General features: G+C 59.6%; 13 protein-coding genes and 3 tRNA genes. All 16 read left to right on the forward strand.

What is annotated here, in order from left to right; genetic code table 11:
• Positions 1–69: 69 nt before the first annotated feature.
• The 16 genes from lepA (at position 70) to ACIROY_RS11515 (ending at position 14,791) form a co-directional block, all read left to right on the forward strand.
• On the forward strand, positions 70–1,869 hold the full coding sequence (lepA, locus tag ACIROY_RS11440) for a translation elongation factor 4 (protein WP_402273093.1): 1,800 nt from the start codon (positions 70–72) through the stop codon (positions 1,867–1,869).
• A complete protein-coding gene (lepB, locus tag ACIROY_RS11445) occupies positions 1,866–2,777 on the forward strand; it encodes a signal peptidase I (RefSeq protein ID WP_116433532.1) in 912 nt (303 codons plus the stop codon). Before lepA ends, lepB begins: the two co-directional genes overlap by 4 nt.
• A gap of 209 nt (positions 2,778–2,986) precedes the next feature.
• Entirely contained in the window at positions 2,987–4,036 is a 1,050-nt protein-coding gene (rnc, locus tag ACIROY_RS11450) for a ribonuclease III (RefSeq protein WP_402341624.1), read from the forward strand.
• Complete coding sequence (gene era, locus ACIROY_RS11455) at positions 4,033–4,959, forward strand: GTPase Era (RefSeq protein WP_402273089.1); 927 nt, start codon at positions 4,033–4,035, stop codon at positions 4,957–4,959. The genes rnc and era overlap by 4 nt, the downstream gene beginning before the upstream one ends.
• A 14-nt stretch (positions 4,960–4,973) precedes the next feature.
• Positions 4,974–5,855 (forward strand): DNA repair protein RecO, encoded by an 882-nt coding sequence (recO, locus tag ACIROY_RS11460; protein ID WP_402341626.1) that lies wholly within the window; start codon positions 4,974–4,976, stop codon positions 5,853–5,855.
• Between the two features lie 14 nt (positions 5,856–5,869).
• The gene (locus ACIROY_RS11465; protein ID WP_402341628.1) at positions 5,870–7,117 is read left to right on the forward strand and encodes a benzoate/H(+) symporter BenE family transporter; all 1,248 of its coding nucleotides are present in this window, start codon (positions 5,870–5,872) and stop codon (positions 7,115–7,117) included.
• Between the two features lie 4 nt (positions 7,118–7,121).
• Positions 7,122–7,898: a pyridoxine 5'-phosphate synthase gene (gene pdxJ / locus ACIROY_RS11470; protein WP_402341629.1), complete on the forward strand. Its 777-nt coding sequence runs from the start codon at positions 7,122–7,124 to the stop codon at positions 7,896–7,898.
• Positions 7,895–8,287 carry a holo-ACP synthase gene (gene acpS, locus ACIROY_RS11475; RefSeq protein ID WP_402273081.1) on the forward strand — a complete coding sequence of 131 codons (393 nt, stop codon included), beginning with the start codon at positions 7,895–7,897 and terminating at the stop codon, positions 8,285–8,287. Before pdxJ ends, acpS begins: the two co-directional genes overlap by 4 nt.
• On the forward strand, positions 8,284–9,351 hold the full coding sequence (gene nagZ, locus ACIROY_RS11480) for a beta-N-acetylhexosaminidase (protein ID WP_402273078.1): 1,068 nt from the start codon (positions 8,284–8,286) through the stop codon (positions 9,349–9,351). Before acpS ends, nagZ begins: the two co-directional genes overlap by 4 nt.
• Before the next feature lie 18 nt (positions 9,352–9,369).
• On the forward strand, positions 9,370–11,235 hold the full coding sequence (uvrC, locus tag ACIROY_RS11485) for an excinuclease ABC subunit UvrC (RefSeq protein WP_402341630.1): 1,866 nt from the start codon (positions 9,370–9,372) through the stop codon (positions 11,233–11,235).
• A 138-nt stretch (positions 11,236–11,373) separates the two neighbouring features.
• A complete protein-coding gene (pgsA, locus tag ACIROY_RS11490; RefSeq protein WP_116433523.1) occupies positions 11,374–11,964 on the forward strand; it encodes a CDP-diacylglycerol--glycerol-3-phosphate 3-phosphatidyltransferase in 591 nt (196 codons plus the stop codon).
• Between the two features lie 41 nt (positions 11,965–12,005).
• Positions 12,006–12,081: transfer RNA gene (locus ACIROY_RS11495), tRNA-Gly, on the forward strand.
• Between the two features lie 125 nt (positions 12,082–12,206).
• Positions 12,207–12,280: transfer RNA gene (locus tag ACIROY_RS11500), tRNA-Cys, on the forward strand.
• A gap of 10 nt (positions 12,281–12,290) precedes the next feature.
• Positions 12,291–12,366 (forward strand) — tRNA-Gly (locus ACIROY_RS11505).
• A gap of 275 nt (positions 12,367–12,641) precedes the next feature.
• Positions 12,642–13,592, forward strand: a complete 951-nt coding sequence (locus tag ACIROY_RS11510; RefSeq protein ID WP_402273072.1) for a chemotaxis protein — start codon at positions 12,642–12,644, stop codon at positions 13,590–13,592.
• A 299-nt stretch (positions 13,593–13,891) separates the two neighbouring features.
• The gene (locus tag ACIROY_RS11515) at positions 13,892–14,791 is read left to right on the forward strand and encodes a hypothetical protein (RefSeq protein ID WP_402341631.1); all 900 of its coding nucleotides are present in this window, start codon (positions 13,892–13,894) and stop codon (positions 14,789–14,791) included.
• The last annotated feature ends 33 nt before the right edge of the window (positions 14,792–14,824 follow it).

A 14,824-nucleotide genomic window follows, 5' to 3' on the forward strand; every position in this document is an offset into this window, starting at 1 on the left:
TTGTAAAGGCGCTCAATTGGGAGACGCTCCCATTCTGGAGCGCCTTTTTTCATCGTTTTCTGCAATTTAATGAACAATATCCGTAATTTTTCGATCATTGCCCATATTGACCATGGCAAATCCACGCTCGCCGATCGCATCATCCAGTTGTGCGGCGGCCTTTCCAACCGCGAGATGGAAGCTCAGGTGCTCGACTCGATGGACATCGAGCGCGAGCGCGGCATCACGATCAAGGCGCAAACCGCAGCGTTGCATTACAAGGCGCGGGACGGCCAGATCTACAACCTCAACCTGATCGATACGCCGGGCCACGTCGACTTCAGCTATGAAGTCAGCCGCTCGCTGTCGGCATGCGAAGGTGCGCTGCTGGTCGTCGACGCATCGCAAGGTGTGGAAGCGCAGACCGTGGCCAATTGCTACACGGCGCTGGAGCTGGGCGTGGAAGTGGTCCCCGTACTGAACAAGATCGACTTGCCATCGGCCGACCCCGACAACGCCAAGAGCGAGATCGAAGAAGTCATCGGCATCGATGCCTCCGACGCCACGCCGTGTTCGGCCAAAACCGGCCTGGGCGTGGAAGACGTCATCGAAGCGATGATCGCCAAAGTGCCGGCGCCGAAGGGTGATCCGGATGCACCGCTGCAGGCGCTGATCATCGATTCCTGGTTCGACAATTACGTCGGCGTGGTCATGCTGGTGCGCATTGTCAACGGCACCTTGCGTCCGAAGGAAAAAATCTTCCTGATGGCGACCGAGTCGACTCACCTGACTGAAAGCATCGGCGTCTTCACGCCCAAGTCGCAATCGCGCGAAACGCTGTCGGCAGGGCAGGTCGGCTTCATTATCGCCGGCATCAAGGAATTGAAGGCGGCCAAGGTCGGCGACACCGTCACCTTGGCTGCGAACAAGGCCGCCGAGCCGCTGCCGGGCTTCAAGGAAGTGCAGCCGCAAGTGTTTGCCGGCCTGTTCCCGGTCGAGGCGAATCAATACGACGCACTGCGCGACTCGCTCGAAAAACTGAAGCTCAACGACGCCGCCCTGCAATACGAACCGGAAGTTTCGCAAGCGCTGGGCTTCGGCTTCCGCTGCGGCTTCCTCGGTTTGCTGCACATGGAAATCGTGCAGGAACGTCTCGAGCGCGAGTTCGACATGGACCTCATCACGACCGCACCGACGGTGGTGTACGAAGTCGTGCTGCGCGATGGCGAAGGCACCATCCTGATGGTCGACAATCCGTCGAAGATGCCGGAACCGTCCCGGATCGAAGAAGTGCGCGAACCTATCGTCACGGTCAATCTGTACATGCCGCAGGAATACGTCGGCTCGGTCATCACGCTGTGTACGCAAAAGCGCGGCGTGCAGACCAACATGAGCTATCACGGCAAGCAGGTGCAACTGACCTACGAAATGCCGATGGCCGAAATCGTGCTCGACTTCTTCGATCGCCTGAAGTCGACCTCGCGCGGTTACGCGTCGATGGACTACGAGTTCAAGGAATACCGTTCGGCCGACGTGGTCAAAGTCGATATGCTGATCAACAGCGAAAAGGTCGATGCCCTGGCCATCATCGTGCACCGTGCCAACAGCCAGTTCCGCGGCCGTGCCGTGGCGGCCAAGATGCGTGAACTGATCCCGCGCCAGATGTTCGACGTGGCGATCCAGGCGGCCATCGGCGCGACCATCATCTCGCGTGAAAACGTCAAGGCGTTGCGCAAGAACGTGCTGGCCAAATGCTACGGCGGCGACATCAGCCGCAAGCGCAAGCTGCTCGAGAAGCAGAAGGCCGGCAAGAAGCGCATGAAACAGGTCGGCTCGGTGGAAATTCCACAGGAAGCATTCCTGGCAATCTTACAAGTGGACGACAAATGAACCTGCAGGCTCTCTTAGGCAATTTCGCATTGATTCTGTTTGTGTTGATGGTGCTGACAGGCGTCATCTGGTTCCTGGATACCTATTTCTGGTCCAAGCAGCGACGTGCGAAGGCCGACGCCGCATTGGCCGAGTTCGATGCGCGCATCGCCAAGAACGCCAGCGACGGCGTCAAGAGCGATACCTCCAGTCGCGCCAAGATCGAGGCCGACCTGTTGCGTCAGCCGACCTGGATCGAATATTCGGGCAGCTTCTTCCCGGTCATCGCGCTGGTGTTTTTCTTGCGCTCGTTCCTGTATGAGCCATTCAAGATTCCATCAAGCTCGATGGTGCCGACCTTGCTCGTCGGCGATCTGATCCTGGTGAACAAATATACCTACGGCATCCGCCTGCCGATCGTGAATAAAAAGATCATCAGCATCAACGATCCGCAGCGCGGCGACGTGATGGTGTTCAAATATCCGAAGGATACGACGGTTGACTACATCAAGCGCGTTGTAGGCGTGCCTGGTGATAAAATTGTCTATAAAAACAAGCACCTAACCGTAAATGGTAAAGAAGTTTCTTACAAGCCATTGCCAGATTATCTGGATGATGAGAATCTGACGTACTATAAGCAGTGGCAGGAAGACCTGACCGGCGTCGGCCACAAGATACTGACGGATGAGCGCGCCCCCAATTTCGTACCGAATCCGGACGCTTTTCCTCAGCATGAGCTGTGCAGCTACAACACGGAAGGCTTTGCCTGCACCGTGCCCGCCGGCCAGTACTTCATGATGGGCGATAACCGCGACAACAGCCTGGACAGCCGCTATTGGGGCTTTGTGCCGGATCAGAACATTGTCGGAAAAGCATTTTTTGTCTGGATGAATCTGGGTAATTTGAAGCGTATCGGCAGTTTTCATTAAGTTGCTGTCAGGCATTAATTCTTCGGAGGCGGAACACGGTATTTTCCCGGTGTTTTTCTCTGTTCCAGGAAAATCCAACAGCCAGCCTGCCGGCGTATTTCGTAGTGACGACGGCAGGTTGCAGGTAACGGGCCGGATGGCCTGGGAGGTATGCGAAAGGCGGCAGGACAGCGCAGCCAGGTTCGCATCTCTAAGCGACGGATGAATAAATGGATCCATTAGTATTGCAAAATCGGCTAGGGCACAACTTCAAGGACGCTACATTACTGCAGCAGGCCTTGACGCATCGTAGCCATAGCAGCTTGCATAACGAACGCCTCGAATTCCTCGGCGACTCTATCCTCAACTGCGTCGTCGCCTCACTCCTTTTCGACCGTTACAACAAAATCGACGAGGGAGACTTGTCGCGTCTGCGCGCCAACCTCGTCAAGCAGCAATCGCTGTACGAAATCGCCCAGCGCCTCGACCTGTCGCAGTTCCTCAGGCTCGGCGAAGGTGAGCTGAAGTCGGGTGGTTTCCGCCGTCCGTCGATCCTGGCCGACACGCTGGAAGCGCTGTTCGGCGCGATTTTCCTCGACGCCGGTTTCGATGCCGCACGCGATGTGATTCGCTCGCTGTACATCCCGATTCTCGACACCGTCGATCCGAAGACGCTCGGCAAAGATGCCAAAACGCTGCTGCAGGAATATCTGCAGGGCAAGAAAATCCCGCTGCCGCAATACAATGTGGTGGCCACGCACGGCGCGGCGCACAACCAGGAGTTCGAAATCGAATGTCTGGTGCCCAAGCTGGAAATCCAGGTCTTCGGCACCGGCGGCAGTCGTCGCGCGGGCGAGCAGGCGGCCGCCAAATTGGCGTTGGAAGCAGTACAGGCCGCCCTGGTCAAGACTCCCGCCGCAACACGCAAACCGCGTGCGCGCACGACGCAACTCAAGCTGGCCGGGATAGCCACGATTCAGCCGGATGCACCCAACGAAGAATTGCCGCTGGCTGCCGAGGCGCCTGCCGCCAAGCCGGAAAAGCTGGAGAAACCGGTGGTCGTCAAGGCCGCCAAAAGCGACGCCAAGGCTGATCTGAAAGCGGAAAGCAAGGCAGAGGCAAAAACCGCCGATCCCAAAGCAGACCACAAAGCCGAACCCAAAACGACCGACGGAAAAAGCGACAGCAAGGCCCAGACGGCCACCGCCGATCTGAACGATTCCCGCACCGAGGTGCCCGCAGCTCCGGCGCCTTCAGTAACACAAAGCAAAACTGCATGACAGAATTTAACGCCCCTTCCGACGCTTCGCCTGACGCCTCGACCGATTATCGATGCGGTTACATCGCCATTGTCGGCCGCCCGAACGTCGGCAAATCGACCTTGATGAATGCACTGATCGGCGCCAAAGTCAGTATTACGTCGCGCAAGGCGCAGACCACGCGTCACCGCATCACCGGCATCCAGACGATAAACAACACGCAATTTGTCTACGTCGACACACCGGGTTTCCAGACGCGTCACAGCAACGCCCTGAACAAGACCCTGAACCGCACCGTCACGTCCACGCTGACTGCCGCCGACGTGATTTTGTACGTGATCGAAGCGGGCACATTCGGACCGGCCGACAAGCAGGTCATGGCACTGTTGCCGGCCAACGTGCCGTGCATCCTGGTGATGAACAAGTCCGACCGCAGCAAGGATAAATCGGTGCTGATGCCGTTTGCGCAGGAAGTCGCATCACAGCACAATTTCGCCTCCGTGGTGCCGGTGTCGGCCAAGCAGCGTTTCCAGCTGGATGCCCTGCAGGACGAAATTCGCAAGCTGCTGCCGGTCAATCCGCCGATGTTCGACGAAGACGACATCACCGATCGCAGTGAAAAATTCCTGGCGTCGGAAATCGTGCGTGAAAAGGTGTTCCGTTTCGTCGGTGAAGAACTGCCATACACCAGTACCGTCCTGATCGAGAAGTTTGAACAGGAAGGCAACCTGCGCCGCGTATTCGCCGCCATCCTGGTCGAACGCGACGGCCACAAGTCCATGGTGATCGGCAACAAGGGCGCGCGCCTGAAAGAAATTTCCACGCAGGCGCGCCTGGACATGGAGCGCCTGTTCGGCGGTCCGGTCTATCTGGAAATCTGGGTCAAGGTCAAATCCGGCTGGGCTGATAACGAAGCCGGATTGCGCGCCTACGGCTACGAATAGCAAACACATACTCTATGGCTGCGATCATCGCTGATTCTGCTGTTGGTCAACCTCAAACACTGGATGCCGAAGCCCTGAGCGCTGCGGCTGCCGAGTCTGCGCTGGCCAACGCCAAAAATTCCGCTGCACCCAAGCGGAGCACGCGTGCAACGAGTGCTCCGCGCCGTCCCAAAGTCCCTGAAAAAGACACGCGCGTCCAGGCCCAGCCCGGTTTCGTGCTGCACAGCTATCCCTACAAGGAAACCAGCCTGATCGTCGACGTCTTCTCGCGCGATCACGGCCGTGTGGCCCTGGTCGCGAAGGGCGCCAAACGTCCGCACTCCAAGCTGCGCGGCGTGTTGCAGACCTTCCAGCCGCTGTCGGTGAGCTGGAGCGGCAAATCTGAAGTGCGCACGCTGACGGCGGCCGAATGGGTCGGCGGGCTGCTGCCGCTGGAAAAATCGGCCTTGCTGTGCGGCTTCTATCTCAATGAATTGCTGGTCAAACTGCTGGCGCGCGAGGATGCGCATCCGGCGCTGTTCGATCACTATGTCTCGACGTTGAACCAGCTGGCGCACGGCGAATCGGCGCCGATCGTGCTGCGCAAGTTCGAGCGCGCGCTGCTCAAGGAAACCGGCGTGGCCGGCGACTGGACCCTCTGCGTCACCAACGGCAAGCCGGTTGCGCCGGACGATACCTACGTTGTCGATCCGGAGCAGGGCGTGCGTTTTCCACGGCTGTCCGATACCGGACCGAAAGTGTCCGGCAAGACCTTGCTCGACATGGAAAAAGAAGACTACAGCGACGCCACCACACAGAGCCAAAGCAAGTTGCTGATGCGCTCGCTGCTGTCACACCATCTCGGCGGCGCCCAACTGAACACGCGTCAGATTCTGATCGATCTGTCGCAACTCTGAGTTCGGGAATCCACGTGTTCAAAGACTTTTCCTGGTCTGGCGCGGCGGCGGGTTTTGTCGCCGTACTGATCGGTTTCACCAGTTCCGCCGCCATCATCTTCCAGGCCGCCGCTGCCGCCGGCGCCACGCCAGGGCAGATCAGTTCGTGGATATTTGCACTCGGCGTCGGTATGGGCGTGACCTGCATCGGCCTGTCGCTGTATTACCGCACCCCGGTCGTCACTGCCTGGTCGACGCCCGGCGCCGCCTTGCTGATCACCGGCCTGGCCGGCCTGAGCATGCCGCAGGCCATCGGCGTGTTCATGTTCTCCGCTGCGCTGGTGACAATTTGTGGCGTGACCGGCTTGTTCGCACGCGCCATGAATCGCATTCCAATTTCGATTGCCGCCGCCATGCTGGCCGGCATCCTGGCGCGTTTCGGCATGGACGTGTTCGTCGCCATGAAGCTCGAATTCGCTCTGGTGCTGCTGATGTTTGCAGCCTATCTGTTCGGCAAGCGCTGGTTGCCGCGCTACGCCATCATCCTGGTGCTGGCGCTCGGCACCGCCTTCGCCGGCACGCAAGGTCTGCTGAAATTCGACAGCTTCCACCTGGCTCTCGCCACACCTGAATTCGTCATGCCCGAGTTCACGCTGACCAGCCTGCTGGGCGTCGGCATTCCCTTGTTCGTTGTCACCATGGCGTCGCAGAACGCGCCCGGCGTGGCCATCATGCGCGCCTCCGGCTACAACACGCCGGTGTCGCCGCTGATGACCTGGACCGGATTGACCACGCTGGTATTGGCGCCGTTCGGCTGTTTCTCGATCTGCCTGGCCGCGATTACCGCCGCCATCTGCATGGGCAAGGAAGCCCATGAAGACCCCTCCCGGCGCTACATGGCCAGCGTCGCCGCCGGCGTGTTCTACCTGATCGCCGGCGTGTCCGGCGCCACCGTGGTGGCCTTGTTTGCGGCCTTCCCCAAGGCGCTGATCATGGCGATCGCCGGCCTGGCCCTGTTCGGCACCATCGCCAACGGCCTGACGGTAGCCATGGCCAATGAAAAGCAGCGCGAAGCGGCGCTGATCACCTTCCTCGTGACTGCCTCCGGCGTATCGCTGTTCGGCATCGGCACGGCCTTCTGGGGCCTGGTCGCCGGCGGCCTGGCGCTGCTGGTGTTCAACTGGCGCTGGAAGCAGGGCGCCGCCATCGACACCAACGACACGAACGACGCCAAGGAAACACGTGCGCCGTTCACTTCATCTACTCCAAGTACATCGCGATAATCCCATGAGCTTCCTGAATCCCGTCGGTCCCGCCATCGAGCTGGGCATCAATATCGACCACGTCGCCACCTTGCGCAACGCGCGCGGCACCACGTATCCCGATCCGATCCAGGCTGCGTTGCAGGCGGAAGAGGCCGGCGCTGATGCGATCACGCTGCATCTGCGCGAAGACCGTCGCCACATCCGCGACGCCGACGTCGAAGCGATCCGTCCGCTGCTGCGCACACGCATGAATCTGGAAGCGGCGGTGACCAGCGAGATGATCGATTTTTCCTGCCGCATCAAGCCGCAGGATTCCTGCCTGGTGCCCGAGAAACGCACTGAAATCACCACCGAAGGCGGCCTCGACGTCGTCACCCATTTCGCCCAGGTGCAGGCCGCCGTGAAGCAACTGCAGGCCGAAGGCATCCGCGTCAGCCTGTTCATCGATCCTGACGACGAGCAAATCAAGGCTGCCGCCGAAACCGGCGCACCGGTGATCGAACTGCATACCGGCCGCTACGCCGAAGCGCATGACCAGGCCGAGATGGAGAAGGAATTGGAGCGCGTGCGCGCAAGCGTGCGCGAAGGCATTCGTCGCGGCCTCAAGGTCAACGCCGGTCACGGCCTGCATTACACCAACGTGCAAGCCATCGCCGCGATTCCCGATATCGCCGAACTCAACATCGGCCACGCCATCGTCGCGCACGCCGTGTTTGTGGGCTGGCACAAGGCGGTCAGCGACATGAAGGCGATCATGCTCAAGGCGCGTCTCGATGCGGCCGGAAAAATCGGATCATGATCTACGGCATCGGCACCGATATCCTGCAGATTTCACGCCTCAGGGCGACGCTTGCGCGGCGCGGCGACCGCTTCGCTGAAAAGATTCTCGGTCCGGAAGAAATGGTCAAGTACCTGAGCCGCAAGGCCAAGGTCGAAGCGCGCGGCATCAGTTTCCTGGCCACGCGTTTCGCTGCCAAGGAGGCGTTTTCCAAGGCGATCGGCCTGGGCATGCGCATGCCGATGACGTGGCGGTCGATGCAGACGCTCAACGCGCCGAGCGGCAAGCCGGTCGTGGTCTGCAGCGGGGCACTCAAGGCCTGGATGGAAGAAAAAGGATTGACCGCGCAAGTCTCGATCACCGACGAGGTGGACTATGCGGTCGCATTTGTCATCGCGGAGAAAACATGAAGGCAGCAGGTCAGGCGCAAGCATCCATTCAACAACGTCCATCACGCCAGCCGCTTGGTCCCGTCATGCTCGACGTGGTCGGCACCACGCTCACGGCGGAAGATATCCGCCGTATTCAGCATCCGCTGACCGGCGGCGTGATCCTGTTCGCGCGCAATTATGAAAATCGCAAGCAGCTGGTGACGCTGACGCAGGGCATCCATGCCGCACGTCCCGGCGTGCTGATCGCCGTCGACCACGAAGGCGGTCGCGTGCAGCGCTTCCGCACTGATGGCTTCACGCATCTGCCGGCTATGCGCACGCTCGGCGAATTGTGGGACCGCGACGTGCTGCAGGCGACCAAGCTGGCCACTGCCGCCGGCTATGTGCTGGCGTCCGAGCTGCGCGCCTGCGGCGTCGATTTATCGTTTACGCCGGTGCTGGACCTCGATTTCGGCGGCTCGTCGGTGATCGGCACGCGTTCTTTCCATCGCGATCCGCGCGTCGTCACACTGCTGGCCAAGAGCCTCAACCATGGCCTTGCGCTGGCCGGCATGGCCAATTGCGGCAAGCATTTCCCCGGCCATGGTTACGTCACCGCCGATTCGCACGTCGACCTGCCGGTGGACGAGCGCCCGCTCAAGGACATCCTCGGCGACGACGCCTCGCCTTATGACTGGCTCGGCATGAGCCTGACTGCGGTGATGCCGGCGCACGTGATTTATCCCAAGGTGGACAAGCATCCGGCCGGTTTCTCGAAGAAGTGGCTGGGCATCCTGCGCAAGGACCTCGGCTTCCAGGGCGTGATCTTCAGCGACGACCTCAGCATGCATGGCGCCAGCGTTGCCGGCGGTGCGCTCGACGGTGCAAACGCTGCATTGCAGGCGGGCTGCGACATGGTGCTGATGTGCAATTCACCGGACAAGGCCGATCAGTTGCTGAGCGGTTTGCGAGTCGAGGTATCTCCGGCCTCGGCTGCCCGCATCGCTGCACTGGTGCCGCAAGGCGCGGCGCCGGAATGGGATGCGCTGCAACAGGATGAGCGCTTCCGCGCGGCGAAAAAGCTGCTGCAGACGCTCGCGTGATTGACTGACTCCACAGCAATGTCCGATATCCAGCCGCCTTCGCCGCCTGATCCGCGCGAGATCGTCCTCGAGACAGTCGCCAAGCTGCCGCACCTGCCCGGCGTGTATCGCTATTTCGATGCGGAAGACAACGTGCTCTACGTCGGCAAGGCGCGCGACCTCAAGAAACGTGTGTCGAGTTATTTCCAGAAGACGCTGAGCAGCCCGCGCATCGCCATGATGGTTGAACGGATCGCGCGACTCGAGACGACCGTGACGCGCAGCGAAGCCGAAGCGCTGCTGCTGGAAAACAACCTGATCAAGACGCTGCGGCCGCGCTTCAACATCCTGTTCCGCGACGACAAGTCCTATCCGTACCTGAAGATCACCGGCCATGCTTATCCGCGCATGGCCTACTACCGCGGCGCAGTGGACAAGAAGAACCAGTATTTCGGTCCGTTTCCGAATGCCTGGGCAGTCAAGGAATCAATCCAGATCCTGCAGAAGGTGTTCCTGCTGCGCACCTGCGAAGACACGGTCTACGCCAACCGTACCCGTCCTTGCCTGCTGCATCAGATCCATCGTTGCAGCGGCCCGTGCGTGAAGCTGATCAGCACCGAAGACTATGCGCTCGACGTCGAGAATGCCTCCAAATTCCTGCGCGGCCGCCAGAGCGAAGTGCTCGACGTGCTGGAAAAAAAAATGCACGCCTACGCCGGCGAGCTCAAGTTCGAACAGGCCGCGGCGGTGCGTAACCAGATCACCTCGCTCTCCAGCGTGCTGCATCAGCAGACCATGGAAACCGGCGGCGACGCCGACATCGACATCATCGCCGTGATCGTGCAGGGCGGCCGCGCCTGCGTCAACCTGGCGATGGTGCGCGGCGGCCGCCACCTGGGCGACCGCGCGTATTTCCCGACGCATGTCGACGGCGCGATTCCCGACGGTGAAGAGTCGATCGAGGCCGAAGTGCTGAAGGCCTTCATCGCCCAGCACTACATCGAGAAATTCATTCCCGGCAACCTGATCGTCAATACCGAGTTCGACGACCCTGCGTTGATGCTGGCGCTGATGGAGCAATGCGGCCACCGCATCACGCTCACGCTGCAGCCGCAGGGCCAGCGCCGCCAATGGCTGGAGATGGCGCACAAGGGCGGCGAGATCGCGCTGGCGCGCTTGTTGTCCGAGCAGGGCTCGCAGCAGGCGCGTACACGCGCCCTGGTGGAAGCGCTCGGCACCGAAGTGGAAGATATTGAAGCCCTGCGTGTGGAGTGTTTCGACATCAGCCACACGCAAGGCGAAGCGACCCAGGCTTCGTGCGTAGTGTTCCATCACCACGCCATGCAGAACGGCGAATACCGCCGTTACAACATCAACGACATCACGCCCGGCGACGATTACGCGGCGATGCGCCAGGTGCTCTCGCGCCGTTATGAAAAAGTCGCCAACGGCGACGGCACCATGCCCGACATCGTGCTGATCGACGGCGGCAAGGGCCAGGTCGAAATCGCGCGCCAGGTCTTTACCGAACTCGGTCTCGACATCAGCCTCATCGTGGGCGTGGCGAAAGGGGAAGGGCGCAAGGTCGGCCTCGAGACACTGGTCTTCGTCGACGGCCGCGCGCCGCAAGAACTCGGCAAGGAGTCCGCAGCGCTGATGCTGATCGCGCAAATCCGCGACGAAGCGCACCGCTTCGCCATCACCGGCATGCGCGCCAAGCGCGCCAAGGCGCGCCAGACTTCGCGGCTGGAAGAGATCGAAGGCATCGGCGCCAAGCGTCGGCAAAAATTGCTGGCGCGCTTCGGCGGCTTGCGCGGCGTGGCTGATGCGAGCATTGACGAATTGGCCTCGGTGGAGGGGATCTCTCACACGTTGGCCGAAGAAATCTATCGCCAATTGCATTGAACTATTGATTTCTTTTGCTTCGCCTGCAAGTGCGATGCGGGCGCGTCATTTCCGCCAGTAACAGGTTTTAAGAGGCGGCTCTGATACTATCTCGGTAAATTTCAATCCGCGCACCCGTCGACGACAACAAATAAACGTATGCCATTCAATTTCCCCATCTTGCTCACCTGGTTGCGTGTCGCCCTGATTCCGCTGGTGGTCGGCGTGTTTTACGTGCCGGAACTCGGCCTGTCGCGCTTCGAACAAGGCGTGGCGTCGACCGCCATATTTGTCGTCGCCGCCGCCACCGACTGGTTCGACGGCTTCCTTGCCCGGCGCTGGAACCAGACCTCCGCCTTTGGTGCCTTCCTCGACCCTGTAGCCGACAAGCTCATGGTCACCGGTGCGCTGCTGGTGCTGGTGCATCTGGACCGTGTGCATCCCATCACGGCCTTCATCATCATCGGTCGCGAGATCGCCATTTCCGCGCTGCGCGAATGGATGGCGCAACTCGGCGCCTCCAAATCGGTGGCAGTCAGTTCGCTCGGGAAAATCAAAACCACCGCGCAGATGATCGCCATTCCGATGTTGCTGTTCTACTCGGATCTGTTCGGCATCATCGACACACGTGAGTGGGGCCACTGGCTGTTGCTGATCGCTGCGGTGCTGACGGTTTGGTCGATGCTTTACTACCTGCGCAAGGCCTGGCCGCTCATTAAAAAAGTGCAGGAAAGTAAAAGTGGCGCTTGACTTCTCCTATGGAAGCTCTATAATAGCGTTCTGTTGTTGATGCGGGAGTAGCTCAGTTGGTAGAGCGATACCTTGCCAAGGTATAGGTCGAGAGTTCGAGCCTCTTCTCCCGCTCCAGAATTACTAAAGGAAGCGCAAAACGCTTCCTTTTTTCATTGTGAGAGTTTGGCCATCAGTCGGAACAACTTCCTCGGAAGCCGGTTGACAATACATCGCAATTGACAGCAGTTTCAGTGTCCCCTGGCGGGGTAGCAAAGTGGTTATGCAGCGGCCTGCAAAGCCGTTTACGCCGGTTCGATCCCGACCCCCGCCTCCAAACACTCCATGCGGGAGTAGCTCAGTTGGTAGAGCGATACCTTGCCAAGGTATAGGTCGAGAGTTCGAGCCTCTTCTCCCGCTCCAAATTAAAAAGGAAGCTCAGCAATGAGCTTCCTTTTTTCTTTTCCGGCTCATTTTTGGCTCGCTTTTTTCCTGCCGTCCATAGTTACCCCATTTCATCTTCCGGTCCCACGCCCTGCTGCATCTGCACCGTGCTGCACCCGCACAGTGCAGGTATCATCAGCGCATCGTTACTTTTATGTCGCATTTCGTTGGATGTAATTGTTTTTTAAGCAATTACACTCTACATTGGTATTCCGGTCGACGAGGGTGGTTCATAACAAACGGGGGATAGGGAAATGGATGCATTTCAAAAAGAAATCGACGAGAGAACCAATCTCACGAGTTCCAACAAGTTCGAACTGCTGCTGTTCCGCCTGGGCACGGACCCGTACGGTGTTCGTTCCGAGCTGTTCGGCATCAATGTATTCAAGATTCGCGAAATCGTCCCGATGCAGGAGATCACCAAGGCCGCCGGTACGCGTTCGCCGCTGCTCGGCATGGTCAACATCCGCGGCCAGATCATTTCCGTGATCGATTTGCCGGCAGTAGTCGGCTGTGTGCCCAAGAGCGGCCTCAACATCCTGCTGGTCACCGAGTACGCGCGCAGCACACAAGCGTTTGCGGTGGAGTCGGTCGATGAAATCGTGCGGCTGGAATGGAGCCAGGTCTTGTCGGCCGAATCCAAGGCCGGAGGCAACTTCGTCACCAGCATCGCGCGCCTCGACGACGACGTCAGCAGCAGCCGTCTTGCACAGGTGCTCGACGTCGAACAGATCCTGCATGAAATCATGCCGACCGAGCGCGACATGGACATGACCGGTCTGGAACATATCAAACTCAAGCCGGGTTCAGTCATCCTCGCGGCGGACGATTCCAAGGTCGCCCGTTCGCTGGTTGAGAGCGGTCTCAAGGCGCTCGGTCTGCCATTTGTGATGTGCAAGACCGGCAAGGAAGCCTGGGAAAAGCTGCAGGACATCTACAAGGAAACCAAGTCCCAGGGCGTGCCCATCACCGATCGCGTGGCGATGGTGCTGACCGACCTGGAAATGCCGGAGATGGACGGCTTTACGCTCACGCGCAACATCAAGCGCGACGACGGTCTCAAAATCATCCCGGTGGTGATTCACTCATCGCTGTCCGGCTCGGCTAACGAAGATCACGTCAAGAACATCGGCGCCGACGGTTATGTGGCGAAGTTCGTCATCGAAGATCTGACTGCCGCCCTCATCAAGGCGCTGGCCAAATAAATTGTCAGCTGCGGCGCCTGGAGCCAGGTCGCCGCAAGTAGAAACGAAATGCCGTTTGTCCTGCATGCAGATGACGAGCGGCATTTTTGCCATTCTCCGTAATCTGTCTACAATGGATAAGCGACCGGACGGCCATGCCGCTGCGGTTCGCGCATGCAACAGGCTGCAAAGTACAAGCAAAAACAGGCAATGTCCAGGAGCGCCGGATATTGCACCGGAAGCTGTCGTGTTCAAGAATGTCGACGTATCGACAGCGCCGGTGCGGGCGGGGGAAGTGAACCATCACCAATGGCGATTCCATGAAAGAATCCTCTTTACGCAAGATCGACGCGTTTTTCGAGTTGATTGCCGGTTGGCGCAAGGCCTATCACAGCGCTTGCCTGTATTACCTGGCGAAATATGAAGACGGTCGTTTCAACGTCGTCTCGGCGCGGATTTTCCTCGACGTTTCTCCCAGTATATTGATTCCCGAACCCTATCGTGCCGGCGCCATCCAGGCCGGGCAGTGGGATATCTCGTCCTCATCGATGAGCGTGGAGCAACTGATCGGGGGCCTGTTGTCGCCGCAGGGCTGTCAGCTCGACGGCCACGGCATCCTGCGCATGGCGCCCGGCGACGGCGGCGAAGTGCTGGTATCGGATCCGCTCCTGCTGGTGCCGGAAATGACGGCGCAATCCCATCGACTGGTCGGGCTGGAAATCAACGGCGGCAGCCGCGAGAAATTTCTGCCGCAGCCGGAAAGCGACTGGATCCTTAAAGGCGGCGAGCTGCCTTACGATACCGTCGAGGAGTTATGCCATGACTATGGACTGGAAGGCATGGCGCAAGGCAAGAGCCGGCTGGAAGTGATTGCGCAGACGCCGGTGCAGGTGTTCGCGGGTTCGACCATCATCGGCACCAGCGCCAGCCTGGGCCTGTGGACGGCAAAATCGATGGACAAATATCGCCTGCGGCTGGGTTATCGCATCTTGCTCAAGGGCAAAGTGATCCGGCGCGGCATGGTGCCCGGCGAATCTCTGGAATGGACCGAGGCCGGCATCGCCATGGTTGGCAAGGTCGCCATCGACGTGCCCGAGGGCGCGCGCGTGCAATGCATCAGTTCCTACGAGGACCGTGCGCACCACCAGCAATGGATCACGGACGCCAATATCCTGAATGACGGGCGTCCTGTCGTGTTTCCGACTGGTGATATCCGATGACCGCAATTAAACGCAATTGAATGTGCCCAGGCA

The sequence above is a fragment of the Herbaspirillum sp. NPDC101396 genome (assembly GCF_044767365.1).
Taxonomy (GTDB): Bacteria; Pseudomonadota; Gammaproteobacteria; order Burkholderiales; family Burkholderiaceae_D; genus Herbaspirillum.

Bases quoted from the DNA above. Each gene is read 5' to 3' on its own strand.
- lepA (WP_402273093.1), top strand. From the start codon at position 70: ATGAACAATATCCGTAATTTTTCGATCATTGCCCATATTGACCATGGC.
- lepB (WP_116433532.1), top strand. From the start codon at position 1,866: ATGAACCTGCAGGCTCTCTTAGGCAATTTCGCATTGATTCTGTTTGTG.
- rnc (WP_402341624.1), top strand. From the start codon at position 2,987: ATGGATCCATTAGTATTGCAAAATCGGCTAGGGCACAACTTCAAGGAC.
- era (WP_402273089.1), top strand. From the start codon at position 4,033: ATGACAGAATTTAACGCCCCTTCCGACGCTTCGCCTGACGCCTCGACC.
- recO (WP_402341626.1), top strand. From the start codon at position 4,974: ATGGCTGCGATCATCGCTGATTCTGCTGTTGGTCAACCTCAAACACTG.
- pdxJ (WP_402341629.1), top strand. From the start codon at position 7,122: ATGAGCTTCCTGAATCCCGTCGGTCCCGCCATCGAGCTGGGCATCAAT.
- acpS (WP_402273081.1), top strand. From the start codon at position 7,895: ATGATCTACGGCATCGGCACCGATATCCTGCAGATTTCACGCCTCAGG.
- nagZ (WP_402273078.1), top strand. From the start codon at position 8,284: ATGAAGGCAGCAGGTCAGGCGCAAGCATCCATTCAACAACGTCCATCA.
- uvrC (WP_402341630.1), top strand. From the start codon at position 9,370: ATGTCCGATATCCAGCCGCCTTCGCCGCCTGATCCGCGCGAGATCGTC.
- pgsA (WP_116433523.1), top strand. From the start codon at position 11,374: ATGCCATTCAATTTCCCCATCTTGCTCACCTGGTTGCGTGTCGCCCTG.
- ACIROY_RS11510 (WP_402273072.1), top strand. From the start codon at position 12,642: ATGGATGCATTTCAAAAAGAAATCGACGAGAGAACCAATCTCACGAGT.
- ACIROY_RS11515 (WP_402341631.1), top strand. From the start codon at position 13,892: ATGAAAGAATCCTCTTTACGCAAGATCGACGCGTTTTTCGAGTTGATT.